This is a genomic window from Pragia fontium DSM 5563 = ATCC 49100, assembly GCF_900112475.1.
GTDB classification, from domain to species: Bacteria; Pseudomonadota; Gammaproteobacteria; order Enterobacterales; family Enterobacteriaceae; genus Pragia; species Pragia fontium.
Genome location: NZ_FOLW01000002.1, coordinates 1 through 22,178 on the forward strand (window position 1 = coordinate 1; position 22,178 = coordinate 22,178).

Here is a 22,178-nt window from a genome sequence, read left to right on the forward strand (position 1 = left end):
ATCACGTTCATTTATTAGTCAAGATCCCACCAAAGCTCTCAGTGTCAGAGGTAATGGGGCACTTGAAAGGAAGAACAGCGATAAGGCTGTTTAATAAATTTCCCTATTTAAGAAAGAAAAAGCTGTGGGGCAACCATTTTTGGGCGAAGGGCTATTGTGTAGATACCGTAGGTGTAAATGCAGAAATGATTCGTAAGTATGTTAAGTATCAAGAGAAACATGAACTTGAAGATAATCAATTAAGCTTAAAAGGGATGTGAAGCGAGGGCCCTATGGGTTCGAGCTTAGTACGCCCCTCAGGGGCGCCAAAGCAATGCCGCCTTCTATGAAGGCGGATTTTTACTTATTCACGCCAAAACTACAGCGACCTAATAATTCGGCTTAGCAGCTTGATACGTGGAATGATACTGTCCAGTTCCACATATTCCGTCAGGCTATGGAAGTCGGCACCGATGGCGCCAAAACCGTCCAGTGAAGGAATACCCAGCGCTGCGGTGTGGTTAGCATCAGAACCGCCGCCAACCGCCAGCCAGTTAATCGGAATGCCTTCCTCTTTACCGCACTTCTCGACCAGTTCCATTAGCTTCTCAGTCTCGGCAGAAGGTGACATGGCTGGCGTGTGTGCCATTTGAGTTACCGTTGTGGTGACATCAGCCACGTAGGCGGTTTTGGTCATTTGGTTGATCGCGGTATTAATACGCTGATACTCATCATTATCCCAGAAACGAACGTCAACTACGGCTTGAGCTTTATCCGGTACGATATTGGCGGCATCACCACCTTTAACTACGCCGACGTTCAGGGTAGTACCAGTTTCTGCACTGCCTAACTGATTAATCGCCAGTATCCAATGGGCTAATTCAGTAATCGCCGAACGACCTTTCTCTGGGGCATTACCCGCATGTGCTGCGCGGCCGTGGAAATCGATGTTATAGCGAACCATACCTTTACGGGCTTTAACTAATGAACCATCTGCACGGGCGGCTTCGGCTACCAGCACATAGCGGCTTTGTTTAGCATATTCACCCAGCCATTCATGGGAATAGACTGAACCCGTTTCCTCATCCGGGTTCATCGCCACGGCGATAGACAGTCTGGCGACATCTTGATCGTTCAGCGCGCGCAGAGCCCACAAAATATTTAGCAGACCGGATTTCATATCTGCGGCGCCCGGCCCATACACACGGGTTTCATCGGTGGACATTGGCCGTTCCGCTGCGGTTCCTGGTGGGAATACGGTATCCATATGGCCAATTAACAGAACGTCAAACTGCGTTGCGCCAGGTTTGTTGGTGGCAAATACGCCAGGGCCAACCTCTTTACCCAGATCGACGATCTCGGCATGCCAGCCTAGATCTTTATATTTCTTTTCCATCATACCCGCGATAACGGCGACGCCTTCGGTGGTTTGGGTACCACAATCAATATTCACCAGAGGACGGAGTTCATCTAAATATTGTTCTAACTGCATGATATTTCCTTATTAAATTTTTAATCTGTTTTTGGAATGAGTCTCAGACAATGGGTTAGAGATTAATAATAATGCGCATCAGGAACATGGAGATAAACGCATTCACTACCGCGATAAGTAGCATCAATGGAATGCGGCTAGCCTTGGTTCCCACCACGCCTAAAATGCGCCCGGCGTATTGCACTAACGAGCCCATCAGATAAATAGCCGGCGCTAAAATAGCTAAATGTTCACCGCTAAGATGGCCGCTTTGGAACAGGCTGACGGCAACCCCGATAGCGCCACCCATCGACATCAGGCTACTGATTAATACCGCTGCTGCTTCGCCGGGCAGGCCGACTAAAGCCATCACCGGTTCACAGAGCTTACCTAGCAGATCTAACAAGCCAGTAATTTGTAGCGCTTTGATAATCACAAACGCCATGAGTACGTTTGGTAGGGTGCTGGTGGTGGCGATGACCCAGCCTTTACGGGCACCGGCAACGAAAATGTCGGTAATCATTGGTTTAGAGTTAGTTGACATTTTGCTATTCCTTATTGTTTTTCTGCGGTTTCATTAGCTGTTTTGGGTTCATCTTTATCTGACAAAATACTGAGATAAAGACGCATGACGTTAGCGCCAAAGACTTTCATAATGAAAATCACGCCAATGCAGGCGCCAATGGTGGTTGGAACAGCAAGTTCACCAGAAACCAGAACCAAGGTAAATAACACTGCACCGGATGAGAAAAAGTTAGTAATCATCGCGCCGCCAGAAAATTGGAACATGGTTAATACTTCTTTCTCTTTGGCGGTTATTTTGTTTTCATCCGCCAGAGCACGGGTCAGTGACGCACCAACGTCGGTGCTTTGTAAGCTACCGATAATGGCTAAGCCGGTAATCCCAGGGACACCCAGCAGTGGGCGCAGAATCACACTTAATAGTTTACGTGCGGCGTTCAGGGCACCATAGTGCTCCAGCACGTTGATCATGGCTAAAGCAAACATCACTGAGGGAATCAAACCAAAGGCAAACAGAAAACCCTCCATTGCACCGCTACCACCGTTGCCGCGGTAGGTGCCACTGGTGGCTTTTAACGCATCATCAACCTGACTAACGCCGGTCAGTACCTTACCGAACGAACCATTAAGCGTAGTAAAGTCGATAGTGGAAAGCAGTGGCACAATCCAAGCGGTTGTCCAATGAGCTAATCCCGGATGGGCGGTATGCAATAGATTAATCTGCGAGGCAATCCAGAGCGTGGTTGATGAATTCGGGCCAAATATTCCGGAGAAGAAGATAATGGCGAAAAAGAGAGCGAAATAGGCCCCAACACCAATCTTGAACTCCTTAGACTGGTCTGGAATAGGCGTTTCATTAGACATATTTAAACAATTCCCTGATGAAATGATATGTAGTTGTTGGTTGTAATTAACTTTTAATTATCGGTATTTCTGTTTTATTGACTTTTGACCTTGATCAAAAAGTGCTACTACTTGATATCACGCTTTGCCAAGAAATAGAATATTAAATCGTTTTTTATTGAATCATGATAAAAAATATAAGGTTAAATTTACGTCAGTATGGTTTTTTATTAATCAATGATGTGGCGAGTAACGGTGTTTCCTACTGTAATTTCAAGATAGACGTCGGTCTTATTATTTTTCTGCTCAGAAAGACATTTTGTGTATTTTTATGCGTTATTCATGCATACTTTCGCTATTCGTTTTAAAAAAAGTAAGGATATAGCTTAATGTTTAAACGTCTTTCCATTTTTGGCGCCTGTCTGGTGGCAGCATTGTGTACTTTACCTATCGTCAATGCAGCAGAGCCAACCTACGTGGTTGGTTCCGGTGGTACTTATCGTCCTTTCGAATTTGAAAACAGTAAAAAAGAACTGGAAGGATTTGATATCGATGTGATTTCGGCCATTGCTCAGGCCGAAAACTTTAAGATCAAGCTGGTGAATACCCCGTGGGAAGGTATTTTTGCTACTTTAAACAGTGGCGATCGTGACATTATTATTTCCGGTATCACCATTACCGATAAACGTAAGCAGATGGTTGATTTCTCAGCCCCTTACTTCCCGGCGGAGCAGGCTATTGTGGTGCCAAAAGGTAAAACCGTTAAGTCGATTGCCGAGCTAAAACCGCTAAAAGTTGGTGTCGTGAACTCCAGTACCGGCGATATTGTAGTTTCTGAGGTGTTGGGTAAAAACAGTACTGCAATCAAGCGATTTGATAATACCCCGCTGCTATTGCAGGAACTGTATGAAGACGGTATTGATGCTGCGGTAGGGGATGTTGGCGTCGCCAAGTTCTATATTAAAAACCACCCGGAAAAAGATTTTTCACTGGTTTCTGACGATAAATTTGAACGTCAGTATTTCGGTATTGCGGTGGCAAAAGGTAATGAGGAACTGCGCAATAAAATTAATGCCGGTTTGAAAAAAATCATTGCCGATGGTACCTACGCCAAGATTTACCAAAAATGGTTTGATAGCAACGTTCCTGTGCTGCCAGCCGAATAATTTTTTCATCATTGTTTTGTTCAGGGCGATAATCTCGCCCTGAATGCTTTTTATACGGATTCATTTTTATGTCAGGATTTCGCTGGGAAATAATCCAGGAATACGCCCCGCTGTTTGCCGAGGGCGCATGGATGACCATCAAATGCACCATTATTTGCGTAATATTGGGCGTCACCTGGGGATTGATTCTCGGGTTAGGGCGTTCCGCTCAGGCACCACGCAGTCGCGGTTTGGATCTCTTTTTACATCTGTTTGTGCAATGGCCGATAAAAATCTATGTCAGTGCCTTTCGCGGTACTCCACTATTTGTCCAGATTATGGTGGTGCATTTCGCGTTAATTCCTTTACTGATTAATCCGCGCGATGGGATATTGGTTAGCAGCGGCATCATGTCGGTGGATTTTGCCCGTATGCTGCGCTCGGAATATGGCGCTTTTCTTTCCTGCGTTGTAGCCATCACACTTAATGCAGGGGCTTATGTTTCCGAAATTTTCCGCGCCGGGATTCAATCGATCGATCGCGGCCAGATGGAAGCCGCCCGTTCCCTTGGCATGAGCTACGGCAAAACGATGCGCAAAATCATTTTGCCACAGGCTTTTCGTCGTATGCTGCCACCATTGGGTAATAATGCGATTTCGATTGTTAAGGATTCTTCGCTGGCATCAGCCATTGGTTTAGCCGATTTGGCTTATGCCGCACGCACCGTTTCTGGCGCTTATGCCAGTTATTGGGAACCCTACCTGACAATTTCTATTATCTATTGGGTTATTACGTTTTTACTTTCCCTGATGGTTAGACACATGGAAAAGAGGTTAGGCCGAAGTGATTAAGATTCGTAATTTACAGAAACAGTTTGGTGAAACTCACGTTTTACGCGGTATCTCCTGTGATATAGCCGCCAATGAAGTGGTGTGCATTATTGGCCCATCCGGTTCAGGAAAAAGTACTTTTTTACGCTGTATGAATGCGCTGGAAGAGATGAGCGGCGGCGAGATTACGGTTAACGGCTTTGAGGTTCACGATCGTAAGACCGATCTGAATAAACTGCGTGAAAGCGTCGGTATGGTGTTCCAACGATTTAACCTGTTCCCACATATGACGGTGTTAGAAAACCTGATTCTGGCGCCGATGGATGTGAAAAAGTTGACCAAGGCCGAGGCGATTAAAAACGCCGAGAGGCTATTACAGAAAGTTGGGCTGCTGGATAAGATTGATGCTTATCCAAGTCAGCTTTCCGGTGGACAGCAGCAGCGGGTGGCCATTGCCAGAGCGTTGGCGATGGAGCCGAAAGTGATGCTGTTTGATGAGCCAACTTCAGCTCTCGATCCTGAGCTGGTGGGAGAGGTGCTGGCGGTCATGAAGTCTCTGGCTCATGAGGGAATGACCATGGTAGTGGTGACCCACGAAATGGGGTTTGCCCGTGACGTGGCAGATCGCGTCATCTTTATCGATCAGGGCATCATTCAGGAACAGGATGTGCCGGAAAAACTGTTTACTGCGCCGTCGAATGAAAGAACTAAAGCATTTTTAAGTAAAATTCTGGCGGTTTAGCTTAAATCAAAAGAGAGAGGCGGACTCACATACCGACTCTCTCTGCTTTTGTATTGATAATGAATATGACAAAAATATGGTCGCTCGGCGATGCGGTAGTGGACTTATTACCGCTGGAGAATATGCAGTATCAGGCCTGTGCCGGTGGTGCGCCGGCTAACGTTGCGGTTGGCGTTGCCCGTTTGGGCGTCGCATCGAGTTTTGTCGGGCGTTTAGGCAGCGATCCTTGTGGGCGGTTTATGCTGAAGTCACTGGCAGAGGAAGGGGTTGACTGCCAGTGTATTGAACAGGATCAACAATATCTGACCAGCACTGTGATGGTAGATCTGGCTGAAAACGGCGAACGTAGTTTTACTTTTTTGGTCAGCCCATCAGCGGATCAGTTTTTACAGCAACAGGAACTCCCTTCTCAGAAGGCTGATATATTACACTTCTGTTCTCTGGCCTTAGTGGGTGACGTCGGTCGACATTCGCTGAATGCGATTCTTCAACAGATTAAGCGCCAACAGGGGCTTGTCAGTTTTGATCTCAACCTACGTGCTCAAATGTGGCAGGACAAAGTGCAGATGCACCGGATGATTAGCCAATATTGTGCTCAGGCCGATATTCTAAAGCTGTCGGATGACGAGTTATTCTGGTTAACGGAATGTACCGCCGGTGATTGGGATAGCGCATTGACGAAACTGGCCAGCTATCCGGCATCGATCAAGGCGATCACTCAAGGTAAAGATGGTTGTTTGGTGATGTATCAAAACAGTATCTATTGCTTTGATGGTTATCCGGTGGTGAGCGTTGACACAACGGGGGCCGGCGATGCTTATATGGCTGGGTTGCTGGCAGCGATAGCGGTTAATGGGATACCCCAGCAATTCGATGCCTTAAATAATGTTATTAGTCAGGCCAGCGCTTGCGGGGCTTTAGCAACGACGCGTAAAGGGGCATGGTCCGCGCTTCCTGATATAAATCAACTACACTCTTTTCTATCAATCCATGGGAAACTGGCCGCAGTAATGCGATAAGTTAAGTTTTATCCCATTTCTGTATGGAGTCTGGCTTGGAGTTATGGGATGATTAGCCGGTTTTTCGGGGGGTGGGATGAAGAAACTTACGCTATTACTAATCGTATTATTTGGCTGGCTACAGTATTCACTGTGGCTGGGCAAGAATGGCGTGCATGATTATATTCGTGTTAAAGATGATGTAGCCGTACAGCAAGACAACAATGCCAAATTGAAATCACGTAATGAACGACTGTTTGCTGAAATTAGCGACTTAAAAGGCGGTCAGGAAGCGATTGAAGAACGTGCCCGTAATGAGCTGGGAATGATTAAACCTGGCGAGAGTTTTTACCGGATTATTCCTGAACAGCCTGCTCAAGGTGGTACAAAGTAGTGAGTCAGTCTGTTGGCCTCCCCCTTAATATTGTTGCCATTTTGCCCGCTGCCGGTATCGGTAGCAGAATGCAGTCGGATTGCCCGAAACAATACCTCTCGATTGGCGATAAGACCATTATTGAATATGCCATCAATATGCTGCTGTCTCATCCGATAGTACAGCATGTGATTGTCGCTCTGCATCCGCAGGATTCGGTTTTTGCTACTTTACCCATTTCCACTGATGAGCGAATCTCAACGGTAACCGGTGGGGCTGAGCGTTCTGATTCTGTGCTGGCAGGCTTGGAACTGGCAAAAACAATGAACGTTGATTGGGTGCTGGTGCACGATGCTGCGCGGCCGTGTCTACGTTATGCGGATTTGGATAACCTGATTCAATCAACCCTGAAAGCTAAACAGGGCGGTATTTTAGCGATGCCGGTCCGGGATACCATGAAACGTGAAGTGATTGGTGCACAAACCATCTCCCATACGGTAGATCGCAGTGCGTTGTGGCACGCACTAACGCCACAAATGTTTCCCCTTGAATTACTCTATGAATGTATTACCTGCGCTCATCAAGAGGGCGTGGTGTTAACGGATGAAGCGTCGGCATTGGAACATTGTGGTTTCCATCCTTTATTGGTTTCCGGCCGTTCAGATAATATTAAAGTGACCCGTCCTGAAGACTTGGCACTGGCAACCTTCTATTTAACTCACCCATAATTAAGAGGAGTGTGACTAATGCGTATTGGTCATGGTTTTGACGTACATAAATTTGGCGGCGAAGGCCCGTTAATTATTGGTGGAGTGCGTATTCCTTATGAGTTTGGTTTACTGGCGCATTCTGATGGTGATGTGGCGCTTCATGCTTTAACCGATGCGCTTTTAGGCGCGGCGGCTCTGGGGGATATTGGTAAATTATTCCCGGACACCGACCCAGAATACAAAGGTGCGGACAGCCGTGAATTACTGCGTGAAGCCTATCGTCGTATTCAGCAAAAGGGATATCGCGTGGGTAATGTTGACGTGACGATTATTGCTCAGGCTCCCAAAATGGCACCGCATATTGCACAAATGCGCGTCAATATTGCTGAGGATTTAGCCTGCCATATGGACGATGTGAATGTGAAGGCAACCACCACCGAACAGTTAGGTTTCACCGGTCGTAAAGAAGGTATCGCTTGTGAAGCGGTCGCCTTATTGGTTAAAGCATGAATCAGGCTATGATGTCATTAGTTTGGCTCTATGGTAAGCCTGAAGGGACGGGAGTGTTGAAACAGTCTCCGGCTGATTTCTGCGTCCGGGAAGATTTAGGCTTTGAACCAGATGGCGATGGTGAACACGTCTTGGTCTATGTGCGTAAAACTGGCTGTAATACCCAGTTTGTCGCCGATAACTTAGCGCGATTCGCTAAAATTTCCGGCCGTGCAGTCAGCTATGCTGGCTTGAAAGACCGTCATGCGGTTACGGAACAGTGGTTCTGTTTACAGATGCCAGGTAAAGAAACTCCCGACTTTAGCGCTTTTACGCTGGAAGGCTGTCAGGTAATTAACGTCGCCCGCCATCGTCGAAAGCTGCGCATTGGTACTTTACGCGGCAATGCTTTTAGTCTGGTATTACGACATATCAGTCAGCGTGATGAGGTTGAGTCGCGCTTACAACAAATTCAACGTTTTGGTGTTCCTAACTATTTTGGTGAACAGCGCTTTGGCCGTGGTGGTAATAATCTGCTGATGGCACAACGTTGGGCCAATAATGATATCGTGGTCAGAGAACGCAATAAGCGCAGTTTTTATCTATCGGCTGCTCGCAGCGCCATGTTTAATCATATTGTTAGTCGTAGGATTGAGCAGATATTGCATCAACAGGTTATGGGTGGCGATGCCATGCAGTTGGCTGGCAGGGGGAGCTGGTTTGTGGCTCAGCCGGAAGAGTTGGTGACCTTGCAACAACGGCTGGATGATGGCGAATTACGTATTACTGCACCCCTGCCGGGAGACGGTGAACTAGGTACACAAGAGCAGGCGCTGGAATTTGAACAGCAGGCTTTAGTCGGCTATGACGATTTTCTTTCACTGGTAAAACGAGAGCGGGTTGAAACTGCACGTCGTGCGGCTTTAGTGATTCCTCAGCAGATGGCATGGCAATGGCAGGATGACAGCACCATAACGGTAGATTTCTGGTTACCGGCCGGGAGTTTTGCTACCAGCGTGGTGCGGGAAGTGATGCTGACGGCGGACGTTGAGGATATGCCTGAAGAGTAAATTATATTCTGCCCGATAAGCATGGCTTAAAATAGGGCAGAATAGCGCTTCTGCTGTTCATTTCACGTTACCTGGTCAGTGACCTCGATTCATTTGTTGTTGATTGCCGAACGGTGACTTTTGTGTGGTCATCGACTTAACCTGTGAATTATCCCCGATAGAAAGTGCCCCATCATTTTCCTGTATGCCAGGAAATGGTTATAATCAGAAAGCTAACGCTGAGTTGGTGGTGCCGATTGCAAAATGCATTGACGATGGCATGATGATTTAACGCATGATAAACAACTAAAATATGACAAAAATAGCAGGCAACGGGTTACTTCCATAATGAGAATTCTTCTGAGCAACGATGATGGCATTTCTGCGCCGGGCATTCAGATTTTATCTGAATCTTTGCGTCAGTTTGCTCAGGTACAACTGGTAGCACCGGACAGAAACTGCAGTGGCTCTTCTAATGCGTTAACGCTGGAGATGCCGGTTAAAATACAGACCTTGGCCAACGGTGATATTTCCGTCAGGGGCACCCCCACAGACTGCGTCTATTTAGGCGTCAATGCACTGATGGTACCGCGACCGGATATTGTGGTATCGGGGATTAACGCGGGTGCCAATCTGGGCGATGATGTGATTTATTCAGGTACCGTAGCAGCGGCAATGGAAGGTCGGCACCTTGGTTTACCTGCACTGGCGGTTTCTCTGGCGGGCTCTCGGTATTTTGATACTGCTGCTGCAGTGACCTGCCGTTTGCTGAAGGCATTGGCTCAAGAGCCGTTACGCACAAGTCGGATACTCAATATTAACGTACCGGATTTACCATTAAGTGAAATCAAAGGTTATAAAGTCACACGCTGTGGGCGACGCCATCCTGCGGATCAGGTGATTTGCCAGCAAGATCCGCGTGGTAATCCGCTGTATTGGATTGGCCCGCCGGGCGAAAAAGACGATTCTGGTACAGGTACTGACTTTGCTGCAATAGAGCAAGGGTATGTTTCTATCACGCCGTTGCAGGTTGATTTAACGGCGTATGCCGCACAAGATGTTATCAATCAATGGTTATCGCAAGTGAAGGTTAGCTGAGTATGTCCAGTAAACGTATGCAAACATTGCTGAAGCAGCTTGTTGAGCAGGGGATCCGCGATGAGCGGGTTCTGCAGGCGATTGCATCCGTGCCACGAGAAGGGTTTGTTGATGAGGCTTTATCACATCAGGCCTACGACAATACCGCTTTACCGATAGGTGCAGGGCAGACTATCTCACAGCCTTACACCGTGGCTAAAATGACCGAGTTACTGAAGCTAACGCCACACTCTAACGTGCTGGAGATCGGCACCGGTTCTGGTTATCAGACCGCGGTTTTAGCCCATCTAGTCAACCATGTCTATTCAGTTGAACGGATTAAAAGTTTACAGTGGCAGGCGAAACGACGTTTAAAACAGCTTGATTTACATAATGTCTCAACGCGTCACGGTGACGGATGGGAAGGATGGCCTGTGCGTGGGCCATTTGATGCTATTATTGTCACTGCGGCACCGGATGAAATTCCACAGTCTTTAATGAGTCAGTTGATCGACGGTGGTCGGCTGGTTTTGCCGGTTGGTGAACAGCGTCAGTCCCAACTATTGCAGTTGGTACAACGCCATGGTGATAAATTTATTGTTGATAATATCGAAATGGTGCGTTTTGTTCCGTTAGTAAAAGGTGATTTAGCCTGAACGTAAAATGTAGATATTGGTAAATATCGCTATTCTTGTTTGACCTTCTGCATAGATATAGTGTCCAATTCTCGGATATTTATCTTTTAGGAATAATTTATTGATTAATAAATTATATAAATAGCTAAACGATTTTATTTTTATAGCAGTGATATTGGCAGAAAATTGTAAGATAAATAGGTTAACCAACGTCTTAAACGGCCATGATTTATGGCATATTGGCTCGATATTTGATCGGGTACTCATGAGTTTTATTGGTTATTGATTTTGCTATGGTGGGGGAAGTATGAAGAAAGGAAGCCCGATGACAACATATCGGCGTATAACAATAGGTGCAGTGGTCAGTATGTTATTGGTGGGTTGTAATAGCGATCCTAAGAACCCCGCACCGATTACTTCTATTAATGACAGTAGCGGTACGCGCCCGTCTTCTTCAGCATCGAATACCAGAGCAAATAATGCTGGCTCGCAGAATACGATGGCGATGGATACCAGTCGTCCGAATATTGTCTACGGTCAGAGCCAAAATACGGCGCCTCAGTCTGGTGCTGGCACTGCTGCATCTCAGAATAGCGGCGGTAATCCATTCGGCCAGAACAATGCAGCCAATCAGGCTAGCAGCGTCAATACAGCCGGCGATCGCATCGTTTATAACCGCAGCTATTCTGACATTCCTAAAGGTTCTTATAACGGTGGACCAACCTATACTGTTTCCCGTGGTGACACACTCTTTTATATCGCTTGGATCACCGGTAATGATTATCGTGATCTAGCACAAAAAAATAACATTTCTGAACCTTATGCTTTATCAGCAGGCCAAACCTTAAATGTGAGTGGCGGCGCTAATAACGGCGGCATGTTGGCTGGAGCCAGTAATAATGGGGCATCCGTCTCATCTTCCACTGGAAATCAAAACCAAATAACAACGGTTGATTCTGGAAATTCAGGGGCGTACACTGCATCTGGTAGTAAACAGAATGTTGACAAAACGTTGCCAACTACCTCGACAGCGGGCACTATGACTGGCGCTTCAACCGGAACTGCAACAACTTCGGTTGCTACTGAAAGTCGTAGTTCAAACGTTCGCTGGCGTTGGCCGACCGAAGGAAAAGTGATTGAGAACTTTTCTACATCGGAAGGGGGCAATAAAGGTATCGACATTGCCGGGTCTCGTGGACAGCCGGTACTTGCCGCATCTGATGGGCGTATTGTATATGCAGGGAATGCGTTACGAGGCTATGGTAACCTCATCATTATTAAGCATAATGATGATTATTTGAGTGCTTATGCACACAATGACTCGATGCTCGTGGCGGAGCAACAAGAAGTCAAAGCTGGTCAAAAAATAGCAACAATGGGTAGTACTGGTACTAGCTCTGTCAGATTGCATTTTGAAATCAGATATAAGGGCAAGTCCGTTAATCCGCTGCAGCACTTGCCGCAGCGTTAACCGGGCAGGAAGTCAGTTTTCCTGCCTGTTGTCGCAATACTACGGGTAGGAAAACAAAAATGAGTTCCAATACGCTGAAAGTCAACGAATGGCCTGAAAATGCTGATTTCGATGATAGTGAACCCGCGGAGTTTGATGAAAAAGCTCAACTTGATGTAGTCGAGGACGACACCTCTGCGGATGACATACTGCTTTCACAAGATGTGACTCAACATGTGCTGGACGCCACACAGCTGTATCTCGGGGAAATTGGCTTTTCACCTTTATTAACTGCGCAGGAAGAAGTCTATTTCGCGCGTCGGGCTTTACGCGGAGATGCCGCAGCTCGTAACCGTATGATAGAAAGTAACCTGCGTTTAGTTGTCAAAATCGCCCGCCGCTATAACAATCGCGGTCTGGCACTTCTCGATCTTATCGAAGAGGGTAATCTTGGTCTTATCCGCGCGGTAGAGAAATTCGATCCTGAAAGGGGCTTCCGTTTTTCTACTTATGCGACATGGTGGATCCGTCAGACGATTGAACGGGCTATCATGAACCAGACCAGAACCATCCGTTTACCGATTCATATCGTTAAAGAGTTGAACGTTTACCTGCGCACTGCTCGTGAACTTTCACAAAAACTGGATCATGAACCACGTGCGGAAGATATTGCCATCCAACTGGATAAGTCAGTTGGTGATGTTAGCCGGATGCTACGCCTTAACGAACGCGTGACTTCTGTCGATTCACCTTTAAACGGTGAGTCAGACAGCGCATTGTTAGACATCCTACCGGATGAAAATAACAATGATCCTGAATATATGATTCAAGATAACGACATCAAACAAAGTATTGTGAAATGGCTGTTTGAGCTGAATCCAAAACAGCGGGAAGTATTAGCCCGTCGTTTCGGTCTGCTAGGCTATGAAGCGGCTACATTGGAAGATGTTGGTGCTGAGATTGGTTTAACCCGTGAACGCGTACGCCAGATTCAGGTTGAAGGTCTGGGTCAACTGCGTGAAATTCTGGTTAAACAAGGTCTGAGTATTGAGGCATTGTTTCAGGAATAATTCAGAGTAACGTGAGTTATTTTAGTCGTTAAGATGATAAAAACACCGTCCCATATGAGACGGTGTTTTTTTAACTTCAATCACTACCAGCGATAGTTCACTTTCGCGGTGACTGTCCGCCCATCACCGTAATAACACCAATAGTCACAGGCGCTGACGTATTTCTTATCTGCCAGATTATTGGCGTTAACCTGCACCGACCACTGCTTATTGACATCATAACGGATCATGGCATCCCACAGCGTATAATCAGGCACTTTCAGCGCTTGAGTGTTGGTCGCATCGCCATAAGTGCTACCAATATAGCGCACACCGGAGCCAATAGTTAATCCATCCAACGGACCGCTTAGTGCATAATCGGCCCATAGTGATGCCATATTTCTCGGGGTTGCCGGTAAGCGTTTACCAATCTCTTCATCATTGAGTGAACGAATGATTTGGATACGACTTAGCGTATAACTGGCGTGTATTTTCAGCGCATCGGTGGCATAACCAACGGCTTCCAGTTCTAATCCACGTGAGCGAGCCATACCGGTTTGGCTACGAATCGCCGGATCGTTTGGATCGGTGGTTAAGGTATTTTTTTGGTAAAGCTCATAGAGTGCTGCGTTGATGTAGCCGTTAAACCCTTGTGGCACGTACTTAATACCAATCTCAGTTTGTTGACCGGTTTGCGGAACGTAGGGTTTATTGTCGTTATTACGGCCGGACAATGGCTGGAATGATTCGGAATAGCTGACATACGGATTTAAACCGATATCTGACAGGTACATCAGACCAGCACTTTTGGTGTACTTATGATCATCCATATCCTGACGGTCGTTAGTATCTGGCTGGATATCACTGGATCTGGCTTTATCATAGCGCCCACCCAGCAGCAGCAACCATTTGTCATCAAACTTCAACTGATTCTGTACATATAAACCGGTCTGGAAACGTTTGGTGCGATGACTGAACAACTGGTCATCACTCACGGGATTATAGTCGCCGTAGGAGGGATTAAAAATATCCAGCGGGGCACCAAAACTATAGAGGTTGGCATCTTTACCCCGTGAGTTGGCGGTAAAGTAGTCAACTCCGAGTAATAAGGTATTTTCAAAACGATCGAAGGTCCAGTTACCCACCATACGGTTATCAATCGCCCAGCTTTGTGCGCTACCGTCACGGTAGGTCAAACCGCGGTTAACGTGACGATCGTCGACCATACCCAGGCCGTAAATACTACGCAGATCCATATTCAGATAGCTGTAGTTCATATTCTGGTGGAATGTCCATGTGTCATTAAAACCGTGTTTAAACTCATAACCAGCGTTGAATTGTTCAGTATTGTTGCGGCTATAGCTTGGCTCACCATAAGACATTTTATAATCGACTTTACCAAATGGCGTATTTTGCAGCGTTCCATAAGGCAGTTTAAAGCCGCTGGTCGGATTGGCATTATCTTTCAGGTAGCTGGTTAACAGGGTCAGGCTGGTATCATCTGATATATCAAAGGTCAGGCTTGGTGCAATATAGTAACGTTCGTCTTTAGCGCCATCGCTCGGTCCGTTGGTTTTCTTGGCAAAGCCAACCAAGCGATACTGAACGCTGCCTTCGTCGTTTAATGGGCCGGAGGTATCCAATCCGAAGTCGCGGTAATCATCGGAACCGTAAGATAGCTGTACTTCCCCTTGTTGTAGGCGGGTAGGGCGCTTACTAATCACGTTGACCAGACCACCTGGAGGATTTTGGCCGTAGAGCATAGAAGCCGGGCCTTTAAGCATCTCAATACGTTCGATGCCGTAGGCTTCTTGCTGCCAACCATAGAAACCATTTTCGTTAATGGCTTGTAGGCCATCTTGATAGCGACTCCAGCCGAAGCCACGTACAATTAACCAGTCGGTTTTATTATCCGGGCCATAAGGTGTAGCAAAAACACCGGAGCTGTAGCGCATGGCCTCATCAATTTTTTTACTTGCATGGCGATCCAAATCTTCACGAGTGATTTCGGATAACGCTCTTGGCGTTTCGGCTGCTGGGGTATCTATTTTGGAGGCGGTATTTCCACCAATAACCACCATCTTCTCAGTGCCGGAATTGGTTGAGGGTGATGTTTCAGTGGCGGCTAGAGCCGGTGCGGTTGCCGTTAGGCTGAGTAAAATAGCATAAGCTAACGGTTGATAGGTTAGGCCAGTCGGAACGACTCGGTTATCCATTGATGATGTTTCCTGAATCAGTATTGGTAATGAGAGTGATTATCATGCGTATTTTCTTTTTATTTAGGTGTTTCTGTCAATTGAAACCATCAAATGAGAATAATTTTTTACAACTCTTCTGCTTTGGTGGTTCAAAATGATATATTGAGAATCGTTATCACTATTTTTAACGGTTAGACTAGACTGCTACCATTCACCTGTTATTAAAGGTTCCGTATTTCATGAATAATCGATTGTTGAAGCTGTTACTGATATTTATTTTCAGTATTTCAACGGCCTATGCCAGTGAATGGCCAAAAGAAGTGACGGATATATTAGGCAATAAAGTGGTGGTTACACAGAAACCACAGCGGGTAGTGCTGGCATCAGGCTATAGCTTTGTTGCTTTGTCATTTGTTCATGAAGATCCGGCTTCGGTACTGATTGGCTGGGGAAGTGAACTGAAAAAATTTGATACCGCAACTTATGAACTCTACAAGAAGGCCTTTCCTAAACTGGCAACGCTGAAAACCATTGGCAGCGGCAGTGGCGATGAATTATCGGTAGAAACCATACTTTCCTTGTCGCCTGATTTAGTCATTTTTGAGGCGTGGCAGGCTCCTCGCTCTCAGGCTTTGATTGCTTTATTACGTAAGAGCCATATTCCCGTGGTGTTTGTCGACTTCTATCAATCACCTTTAGAAAATACCCTTCCTTCCGTGCGCTTATTAGGGCAATTATTAGATCGCGAACAGCAGACGGAACAACTAATTGCTTTTTATCAAAGCCATATGGAACGTCTTACTTCCAGATTAAACGATCCTAAAATAGAACATCCGCGAGTATTACTGCATGCGTATCCTGGCGTTTGGGAATGCTGTTGGACCAGCGGTGCCGGGGGAGTTGGTGAATATATTACCCTGTTTAAAGGCATCAACGTTGGCGCAGATAAATTCCCAACCGGTAATGGTGGTCAGCTTAGTCTGGAATATTTGATTCAGAAAAACCCTCAGGTGTATATTGCCACCGGACATTCCGGCGTCGATCCGAATAAAGCTTTGCCGCTAGGTACCGGAGTGGATATGGCCCTTAGCCAACGTCAGTTAAGTAAACTGGTGGCGGAGAAAGGGCTGAACACGTTTGATGCGGTACAAAATGGCCGGGTTTATGGCTTTTGGAACTATTTTTCTGGTTCACCGCTCAATATTGTGGGAGCAGAGGTGATGGCAAAGTGGATCCAACCGGAGTTATATCAGGATGTCGATCCACAAAAAACCATGGATGAAATGAACCAACGTTTTCTTCCGGTGACGTTAACCGGGACTTATTGGCTTACCCTACAGAGATAGCGTTATGTATATCAAACCAGAACATACAGTCACTTCAAAAGAGCAACTGCGTGAATATTACGCCATGCCACATCAGATGGTGGTGAAGAAGCAAATTGATTTTTTGGCGCCTTATGGCCAAAAGCTGATTTCCCTGTCACCGTTTTTTATGTTGGCAACGGTAGGTAAAAATGGTGTGGATGTTTCACCTAAAGGGGGATATCCCGGGTTTGTAAAAACGGTGGGTGAGAAGACACTGTTGATTCCTGATTATGCCGGTAACAATCGGTTAGATGGCCTACAAAATATTATTGATAACCCACAGGTTGGCCTGACATTTTTGATTCCCGGTTATAACGAAGCATTTCGAATAAACGGTAAAGCGACCGTTTCCATTGATCCCTCCCTGTGTGAGTTCTTCACGGATACTGGCAAAACAGTGAAGTGCGTGATTGTGGTTAACATTGAAGAGGCGTTTATCCACTGTGGTCAGGCAATATCACTGGCTAAACTGTGGGATGTCGAAAGTCAGCAAAATAAAGACAGTGCGCCAACGCTGAAGGATATTATTGCTTTCCATACGGAGCGGGAATCGGTTTAAGTCGACTACAGAAATATAAAGAATGTGTCATCCGATAAATTGACTCATTCTTGCAAATAAACTGCGACCTAAACGGTAATCTCTCCTGTCGTGTGATGATTGATACCATTCTTTATAAGTTAAAGAACCGATCGGTTTTAGCGATCGGTTCTTTTTTCGTTATAGCTAGACCAGATCTTTTAAGCGATAAATCCATTCCAGTGCCTGTTTGGGCGACAGCGTATCCGGATCTAAGGCTTCCAGCGCTTCTACCGCCGGGGATGTTTCTGCTTCAACGGTAAGTAGCGCCATTTGTGAGCCTTCAGCGGTGCTGTTGGCGGCGCTCAGCGAGAGCGATTCCAGCTCTTTTAGCTTTTGACGTGCGCGCTTGATAACGTCTTTAGGCACTCCGGCCAAAGCGGCGACCGCCAGACCATAACTCTTACTGGCTGCACCGGGCTGAACGCTATGCATAAAGGCGATAGTATCACCGTGCTCCACCGCATCCAGATGGACGTTCTCTACCCCTTCCATACGTTCAGGTAGGGTGGTTAATTCAAAATAATGGGTTGCGAACAGCGTCATGGCCTTAATTTTATTAGCCAGATTCTCTGCACAGCTCCAGGCCAGTGATAAACCGTCATAGGTTGACGTACCTCGACCAATCTCATCCATCAGAATCAGACTTTGTTCGGTGGCGTTATGTAGAATATTGGCGGTTTCCGTCATTTCCACCATAAACGTAGAGCGACCAGAGGCCAGATCGTCAGCGGCACCGATACGGGTAAAGATGCGATCGACGGGCCCGATGTTGGCGCTGTCGGCGGGAACAAAACTACCGATATGAGCCATTAACACAATCAGGGCAGCCTGACGCATATAGGTACTTTTACCGCCCATATTTGGGCCGGTGACAATTAGCATTCTGCGCTGGGGAGAAAGCTGTAGTGGGTTGGCGATAAAGGGTTCGCGCAATACCTGTTCAACTACCGGGTGGCGTCCGCCGGTAATATTGATGCCCGGTTTATCGCTCAGTTCCGGACAGATATAGTTTAGCGTATAGGCTCGTTCTGACAGATTGCACAACACATCCAGTTCAGCCAGCGCAGCAGCACTTTGTTGCAGAGCTTCAAGATGCGGTAGCAACAAGTCGAATAGTTCATCATACAGGGATTTTTCCAGCGCCAGCGCTTTACCCTTGGAGGTCAGAACCTTATCTTCATACTCTTTCAGTTCAGGGATGATATAGCGTTCAGCATTCTTTAGCGTTTGGCGGCGAACATAGTTAATCGGCACCAGATGGCTCTGACCGCGGCTAACCTGAATGTAGTAACCGTGAATTGCATTAAAGCCTACCTTTAAGGTATCCAATCCGAGTTTTTCACGCTCACGAATTTCCAGACGATCCAGATAATCTGTAGCGCCATCCGCCAGCGCGCGCCATTCATCCAGTTCGGCGTTATAACCGCTGGCAATTACACCGCCGTCGCGAATCAGTACCGGTGGCGACTCGATAACCGCTCTTTCCAGCAAATCCTGTAATTCATCAAATTGATTAATCTGATTTTTCAGCGTTTGGATATAGCCCGATGCGTAGGGCGCCAGTAACTGATGAATATCCGGGAGCTGTTGGAAAGCATAACGCATCCGCGCTAAATCGCGGGGGCGGGCTGTTCGCAGCGCCAGACGAGCCAGAATACGTTCTAAATCACCAATATTACGCAGATAGGGTTGGATGTCGCTATAGTTGCCCTGAAGCTCCTGTATCGCCGATTGACGGTTGCGTAGCAATGCCATATCGCGACTCGGCGCATGGATCCAGCGTTTTAGCATCCGGCTCCCCATTGGGGTAACGGCATGATCGAGAATCGCGGCCAGCGTATTTTCCGTTCCGCCGGACAGGTTTAACGTTAACTCCAGATTACGGCGGGTAGCAGCATCCAAAATAATACCGTCCTGCTGGCGCTCTAAGGTTAAACCTCGAATATGGGGTAGCGAAGTGCGCTGAGTATCTTTAACGTACTGCAACAGACAACCCGCGGCACGCAGGGCTCGTTCCGCTTTCTCTACGCCAAACCCATTTAAATCACGTGTGCCAAACTGGAGGTTTAACTGTTGACGGGCGGTATCCAGCTCAAATTCCCAAATTGGACGGCGGCGTAGGCCGTGGCGCTGATCGATTAAATCCATCGCCTGAAGGTCTTCCGGATAAAGCAGTTCCGCCGGATTGGTTCGTTGGATCTCTGCCGCCATAGTTTCTTTATCAAGGGGTTCAGAAACCTGGAAACGGCCGGAACTGATATCTAATGTGGCGTAACCAAATCGTTTATCTTCCTGCCAAATTGCTGCCAGTAGATTGTCCTGACGTTCCTGTAACAGCGCTTCATCACTGACGGTACCTGGGGTAACAATGCGCACCACTTTACGCTCTACAGGCCCTTTGCTGGTGGCAGGATCGCCAATTTGCTCACAAATCGCAACGGACTCTCCTAACTGAACCAGCTTTGCCAGATAGTTTTCTACCGCATGATGGGGAACGCCGGCCATTGGAATAGGTTCACCAGCAGAAGCACCACGCTTAGTGAGTGAAATATCCAGCAGCTGAGACGCGCGCTTGGCATCGTCATAGAAAAGCTCATAGAAGTCACCCATGCGGTAAAACAGCAGGATATGCGGGTGCTGTGCTTTCAGCTTCAGATACTGCTGCATCATTGGGGTGTGGGTGCTTAAGTTTACATTGTTATTCATAGGGTTAATCTTTTTAATTCATTGAATTTAAAGTTTATTGTGATTTTTATTGTTCTTACTTAGTCTCTTGTAATCTTAGTGAAAATCACTGAAACGCATAAAAATGTATAGGTTAAAATGTCGGCTGTTGTACCACCATCGGTATCATTCAGCATGTACAATCTACACTTTTTAAAATTTATTCTATATTATCATTTGGTTATGTGTAAATGGAGCCACCATAAAAGACAAACAGCTAGCCAATAACTTTCCACCGAAGCTATCGAAGCAATGAAATCCCCAATGATAAAGATAAGGCTAATACGGGAGAAAATACGGGCTTACGAGTTACCTGTGGTGCGATAGGCAGCAAAACATTTTTTCTACCGTTATAGTAGCCCAGTTATGGGTAAACTCATACAGCTAAAAACGGGAAGCTTTCCGCAAAATTCACTTGTAATAGCAAGGACTAAGCTAAAATGCTGAGGGAAATAAGGTGCGAAGGGTGTTGTCCGGTGGCTGAAAATAAAGAAGCAAAACCAAAGCAGCAGAAAGAGAGCCGAAAGCAATAAATCTCAGAGTTTACAGTGGTAGGGCTTACTCGACCGATCGAATTGAAGAGCGAAAAGGTGTCGATCATAAAATCTCTTTGAATGCGCCCAAAATAAAGGATGAATGCTTGATATACCGTACAGGGCACCTCATGATTTGAGCGGTACTGTCCGTACAGGGTTATTACGCTTACAATGCTCTAATGAAGTGGCTAAAGCTATTTTGGGGCATACCAAAGGCGGCATGAGAGAGGAGCTATCATCTCTATATGTATGGTGCTGAGAGCAGGAATGGAGAGATTATTCAGATGAATTGTAATCTTATTAAAATAGACAATAGGGAAGCGACATAATGAGCAGTCAATATTCACCTCCTTATGCTATTACACCGTCAATACTTAACTCTGTAGCGGAAATTAGCGAATTATTAGGCTATTGGTCGGCAAAAGATAAACTCGTTTCTCCACAATTGCGTAGAGAAAATCGCATTCGTACCATTCAGGCATCTTTAGCCATTGAACACAATAGCCTATCCACTGAACAAGTGACGGCTATTATGGATGGTAAACAAGTATTAGGGCCAGCTAGAGATATTCAAGAAGTACGTAATGCCATTTTAGCTTATGAGCAATTACCTTATTGGCGTAGTAATAATGTTGAGCATTTTCTTGAAGCACATAAATTACTCATGCAGGGATTAGTGGATTATTCAGGCCATTGGCGTAATGGCAATGTAGGTATTTATCGTGACAATCATTTGATTCATATGGCGCCACCAGCCAACCAAATTCCCAGATTAATGACCTCTCTTTTTGATTGGCTAACCAATACGGATATTCATTCGCTGATTAAAAGTTGTATTTTTCACTATGAGCTTGAGTTTATTCATCCATTTTCGGATGGCAATGGTCGTATGGGCAGGCTATGGCAAACGTTAATATTGAGTGAATGGCGACCGGAATTGGCATGGTTGCCCGTTGAGACACTTATTCAAAAACAACAGAATGATTACTATCGAGTCTTGGGTGAGGCTGATAAGGCGAGCAATTGTACCTGTTTTATTGATTTTATGCTGAGGGTGATAGCTGAGGCGTTGAAAGAGGGAATTGATAGTCATAGCGACAAAATGACGGGAGAAATGACGGGAGAAGTGTCGGGAGAAAATGAGCCGATTGCTCTACATAAAGTTGCTCGCCAGATCTTTGATGTGCTGAAGCAAAACCCAACGATGACGATACCTATGGTTGCAGAAAAGCTGAAAGTCAGTACCCGAACAGTTGAGCGTCATCTTAATACCTTGCAGCAGGTGAAATTGTTAGAGCGGGTAGGCTCGACAAAGGCGGGATATTGGAGGGTTGTTTAGTTTGTTGTGGTGAAATATAGTCTTGGTATGACTTAACTAACATCCGTATGGGATTATTACGCATACAATTCT

Annotated in this window: 22 protein-coding genes; 17 read left to right on the forward strand and 5 right to left on the reverse strand. The window is 46.2% G+C overall.

The features are described from left to right. Nucleotides 1-260, forward strand: a 260-nt coding sequence (tnpA, locus tag BMZ28_RS03085) for an IS200/IS605 family transposase (RefSeq protein ID WP_074820650.1), incomplete at its 5' end; no start/stop codon positions are given. A gap of 98 nt (nucleotides 261-358) precedes the next feature. On the opposite strand, the gene BMZ28_RS03090 is transcribed toward tnpA, so the two are convergent. From BMZ28_RS03090 to BMZ28_RS03100, 3 genes are read right to left on the reverse strand one after another with little or no spacing between them, the layout of a single operon-like run. Further along, on the reverse strand, nucleotides 359-1,471 hold the full coding sequence (locus tag BMZ28_RS03090; protein ID WP_074820652.1) for a M20 family metallopeptidase: 1,113 nt from the start codon (nucleotides 1,469-1,471) through the stop codon (nucleotides 359-361). Nucleotides 1,472-1,526: 55 nt separating this feature from the next. After that, a complete protein-coding gene (locus tag BMZ28_RS03095; protein ID WP_047780339.1) occupies nucleotides 1,527-1,994 on the reverse strand; it encodes a YjiG family protein in 468 nt (155 codons plus the stop codon). A gap of 11 nt (nucleotides 1,995-2,005) precedes the next feature. Further along, entirely contained in the window at nucleotides 2,006-2,836 is an 831-nt protein-coding gene (locus tag BMZ28_RS03100; RefSeq protein ID WP_047780340.1) for a nucleoside recognition domain-containing protein, read from the reverse strand. Nucleotides 2,837-3,204: 368 nt separating this feature from the next. On the opposite strand from BMZ28_RS03100, the gene BMZ28_RS03105 reads away from it, so the two are divergent. The 13 genes from BMZ28_RS03105 (at nucleotide 3,205) to rpoS (ending at nucleotide 13,383) form a co-directional block, all read left to right on the forward strand. Beyond that, complete coding sequence (locus BMZ28_RS03105; RefSeq protein ID WP_074820654.1) at nucleotides 3,205-3,981, forward strand: basic amino acid ABC transporter substrate-binding protein; 777 nt, start codon at nucleotides 3,205-3,207, stop codon at nucleotides 3,979-3,981. A 68-nt stretch (nucleotides 3,982-4,049) separates the two neighbouring features. After that, nucleotides 4,050-4,811, forward strand: a complete 762-nt coding sequence (locus tag BMZ28_RS03110; RefSeq protein ID WP_047780342.1) for an amino acid ABC transporter permease — start codon at nucleotides 4,050-4,052, stop codon at nucleotides 4,809-4,811. Then, nucleotides 4,804-5,532, forward strand: coding sequence for an amino acid ABC transporter ATP-binding protein (locus BMZ28_RS03115; RefSeq protein WP_047780343.1), 729 nt, complete (start codon nucleotides 4,804-4,806; stop codon nucleotides 5,530-5,532). Before BMZ28_RS03110 ends, BMZ28_RS03115 begins: the two co-directional genes overlap by 8 nt. A gap of 65 nt (nucleotides 5,533-5,597) precedes the next feature. Continuing rightward, nucleotides 5,598-6,551 (forward strand): PfkB family carbohydrate kinase, encoded by a 954-nt coding sequence (locus BMZ28_RS03120; protein ID WP_074820656.1) that lies wholly within the window; start codon nucleotides 5,598-5,600, stop codon nucleotides 6,549-6,551. A gap of 76 nt (nucleotides 6,552-6,627) precedes the next feature. Further along, nucleotides 6,628-6,924, forward strand: a complete 297-nt coding sequence (ftsB, locus tag BMZ28_RS03125) for a cell division protein FtsB (protein WP_047780345.1) — start codon at nucleotides 6,628-6,630, stop codon at nucleotides 6,922-6,924. Then, complete coding sequence (ispD, locus tag BMZ28_RS03130) at nucleotides 6,924-7,631, forward strand: 2-C-methyl-D-erythritol 4-phosphate cytidylyltransferase (RefSeq protein WP_074820657.1); 708 nt, start codon at nucleotides 6,924-6,926, stop codon at nucleotides 7,629-7,631. Before ftsB ends, ispD begins: the two co-directional genes overlap by 1 nt. 18 nt (nucleotides 7,632-7,649) lie before the next feature. Beyond that, nucleotides 7,650-8,123 carry a 2-C-methyl-D-erythritol 2,4-cyclodiphosphate synthase gene (gene ispF, locus BMZ28_RS03135; protein WP_047780347.1) on the forward strand — a complete coding sequence of 158 codons (474 nt, stop codon included), beginning with the start codon at nucleotides 7,650-7,652 and terminating at the stop codon, nucleotides 8,121-8,123. A gap of 8 nt (nucleotides 8,124-8,131) precedes the next feature. Further along, a complete protein-coding gene (gene truD, locus BMZ28_RS03140) occupies nucleotides 8,132-9,172 on the forward strand; it encodes a tRNA pseudouridine(13) synthase TruD (protein WP_074821473.1) in 1,041 nt (346 codons plus the stop codon). A 124-nt stretch (nucleotides 9,173-9,296) separates the two neighbouring features. Next, nucleotides 9,297-9,443 carry a hypothetical protein gene (locus BMZ28_RS17455; RefSeq protein ID WP_169052200.1) on the forward strand — a complete coding sequence of 49 codons (147 nt, stop codon included), beginning with the start codon at nucleotides 9,297-9,299 and terminating at the stop codon, nucleotides 9,441-9,443. Nucleotides 9,444-9,499: 56 nt separating this feature from the next. Next, nucleotides 9,500-10,249: a 5'/3'-nucleotidase SurE gene (gene surE, locus BMZ28_RS03145; protein WP_047780348.1), complete on the forward strand. Its 750-nt coding sequence runs from the start codon at nucleotides 9,500-9,502 to the stop codon at nucleotides 10,247-10,249. A gap of 2 nt (nucleotides 10,250-10,251) precedes the next feature. Further along, entirely contained in the window at nucleotides 10,252-10,884 is a 633-nt protein-coding gene (locus tag BMZ28_RS03150; RefSeq protein ID WP_047780349.1) for a protein-L-isoaspartate(D-aspartate) O-methyltransferase, read from the forward strand. Between the two features lie 286 nt (nucleotides 10,885-11,170). Further along, on the forward strand, nucleotides 11,171-12,334 hold the full coding sequence (gene nlpD, locus BMZ28_RS03155) for a murein hydrolase activator NlpD (RefSeq protein WP_071845443.1): 1,164 nt from the start codon (nucleotides 11,171-11,173) through the stop codon (nucleotides 12,332-12,334). A gap of 59 nt (nucleotides 12,335-12,393) precedes the next feature. Continuing rightward, a complete protein-coding gene (gene rpoS, locus BMZ28_RS03160) occupies nucleotides 12,394-13,383 on the forward strand; it encodes an RNA polymerase sigma factor RpoS (protein WP_047780350.1) in 990 nt (329 codons plus the stop codon). Between the two features lie 83 nt (nucleotides 13,384-13,466). On the opposite strand, the gene BMZ28_RS03165 is transcribed toward rpoS, so the two are convergent. Then, nucleotides 13,467-15,578, reverse strand: coding sequence for a TonB-dependent siderophore receptor (locus BMZ28_RS03165; protein ID WP_074820659.1), 2,112 nt, complete (start codon nucleotides 15,576-15,578; stop codon nucleotides 13,467-13,469). A 221-nt stretch (nucleotides 15,579-15,799) separates the two neighbouring features. Here BMZ28_RS03165 and BMZ28_RS03170 point away from each other — a divergent pair, with 221 nt between their 5' ends. Continuing rightward, complete coding sequence (locus tag BMZ28_RS03170) at nucleotides 15,800-16,906, forward strand: ABC transporter substrate-binding protein (RefSeq protein WP_074820661.1); 1,107 nt, start codon at nucleotides 15,800-15,802, stop codon at nucleotides 16,904-16,906. Nucleotides 16,907-16,910: 4 nt separating this feature from the next. Further along, the gene (locus tag BMZ28_RS03175; RefSeq protein WP_074820663.1) at nucleotides 16,911-17,486 is read left to right on the forward strand and encodes an MSMEG_1061 family FMN-dependent PPOX-type flavoprotein; all 576 of its coding nucleotides are present in this window, start codon (nucleotides 16,911-16,913) and stop codon (nucleotides 17,484-17,486) included. Between the two features lie 165 nt (nucleotides 17,487-17,651). On the opposite strand, the gene mutS is transcribed toward BMZ28_RS03175, so the two are convergent. Further along, a complete protein-coding gene (mutS, locus tag BMZ28_RS03180) occupies nucleotides 17,652-20,213 on the reverse strand; it encodes a DNA mismatch repair protein MutS (RefSeq protein WP_074820666.1) in 2,562 nt (853 codons plus the stop codon). 882 nt (nucleotides 20,214-21,095) lie between these two features. On the opposite strand from mutS, the gene BMZ28_RS03185 reads away from it, so the two are divergent. Continuing rightward, nucleotides 21,096-22,106 (forward strand): Fic family protein, encoded by a 1,011-nt coding sequence (locus BMZ28_RS03185; protein ID WP_074820668.1) that lies wholly within the window; start codon nucleotides 21,096-21,098, stop codon nucleotides 22,104-22,106. Nucleotides 22,107-22,178: the final 72 nt, after the last annotated feature.

Coding starts and splice junctions, on each gene's coding strand:
- ftsB (WP_047780345.1), top strand. CDS start 6,628: ATGAAGAAACTTACGCTATTACTAATCGTATTATTTGGCTGGCTACAG.
- nlpD (WP_071845443.1), top strand. CDS start 11,171: ATGAAGAAAGGAAGCCCGATGACAACATATCGGCGTATAACAATAGGT.
- BMZ28_RS03090 (WP_074820652.1), bottom strand. CDS start 1,471: ATGCAGTTAGAACAATATTTAGATGAACTCCGTCCTCTGGTGAATATT.
- rpoS (WP_047780350.1), top strand. CDS start 12,394: ATGAGTTCCAATACGCTGAAAGTCAACGAATGGCCTGAAAATGCTGAT.
- surE (WP_047780348.1), top strand. CDS start 9,500: ATGAGAATTCTTCTGAGCAACGATGATGGCATTTCTGCGCCGGGCATT.
- truD (WP_074821473.1), top strand. CDS start 8,132: ATGATGTCATTAGTTTGGCTCTATGGTAAGCCTGAAGGGACGGGAGTG.
- BMZ28_RS03110 (WP_047780342.1), top strand. CDS start 4,050: ATGTCAGGATTTCGCTGGGAAATAATCCAGGAATACGCCCCGCTGTTT.
- BMZ28_RS03095 (WP_047780339.1), bottom strand. CDS start 1,994: ATGTCAACTAACTCTAAACCAATGATTACCGACATTTTCGTTGCCGGT.
- BMZ28_RS03105 (WP_074820654.1), top strand. CDS start 3,205: ATGTTTAAACGTCTTTCCATTTTTGGCGCCTGTCTGGTGGCAGCATTG.
- ispF (WP_047780347.1), top strand. CDS start 7,650: ATGCGTATTGGTCATGGTTTTGACGTACATAAATTTGGCGGCGAAGGC.
- BMZ28_RS03150 (WP_047780349.1), top strand. CDS start 10,252: ATGTCCAGTAAACGTATGCAAACATTGCTGAAGCAGCTTGTTGAGCAG.
- mutS (WP_074820666.1), bottom strand. CDS start 20,213: ATGAATAACAATGTAAACTTAAGCACCCACACCCCAATGATGCAGCAG.
- BMZ28_RS03175 (WP_074820663.1), top strand. CDS start 16,911: ATGTATATCAAACCAGAACATACAGTCACTTCAAAAGAGCAACTGCGT.
- BMZ28_RS03120 (WP_074820656.1), top strand. CDS start 5,598: ATGACAAAAATATGGTCGCTCGGCGATGCGGTAGTGGACTTATTACCG.
- BMZ28_RS03185 (WP_074820668.1), top strand. CDS start 21,096: ATGAGCAGTCAATATTCACCTCCTTATGCTATTACACCGTCAATACTT.
- BMZ28_RS03100 (WP_047780340.1), bottom strand. CDS start 2,836: ATGTCTAATGAAACGCCTATTCCAGACCAGTCTAAGGAGTTCAAGATT.
- BMZ28_RS03165 (WP_074820659.1), bottom strand. CDS start 15,578: ATGGATAACCGAGTCGTTCCGACTGGCCTAACCTATCAACCGTTAGCT.
- BMZ28_RS03170 (WP_074820661.1), top strand. CDS start 15,800: ATGAATAATCGATTGTTGAAGCTGTTACTGATATTTATTTTCAGTATT.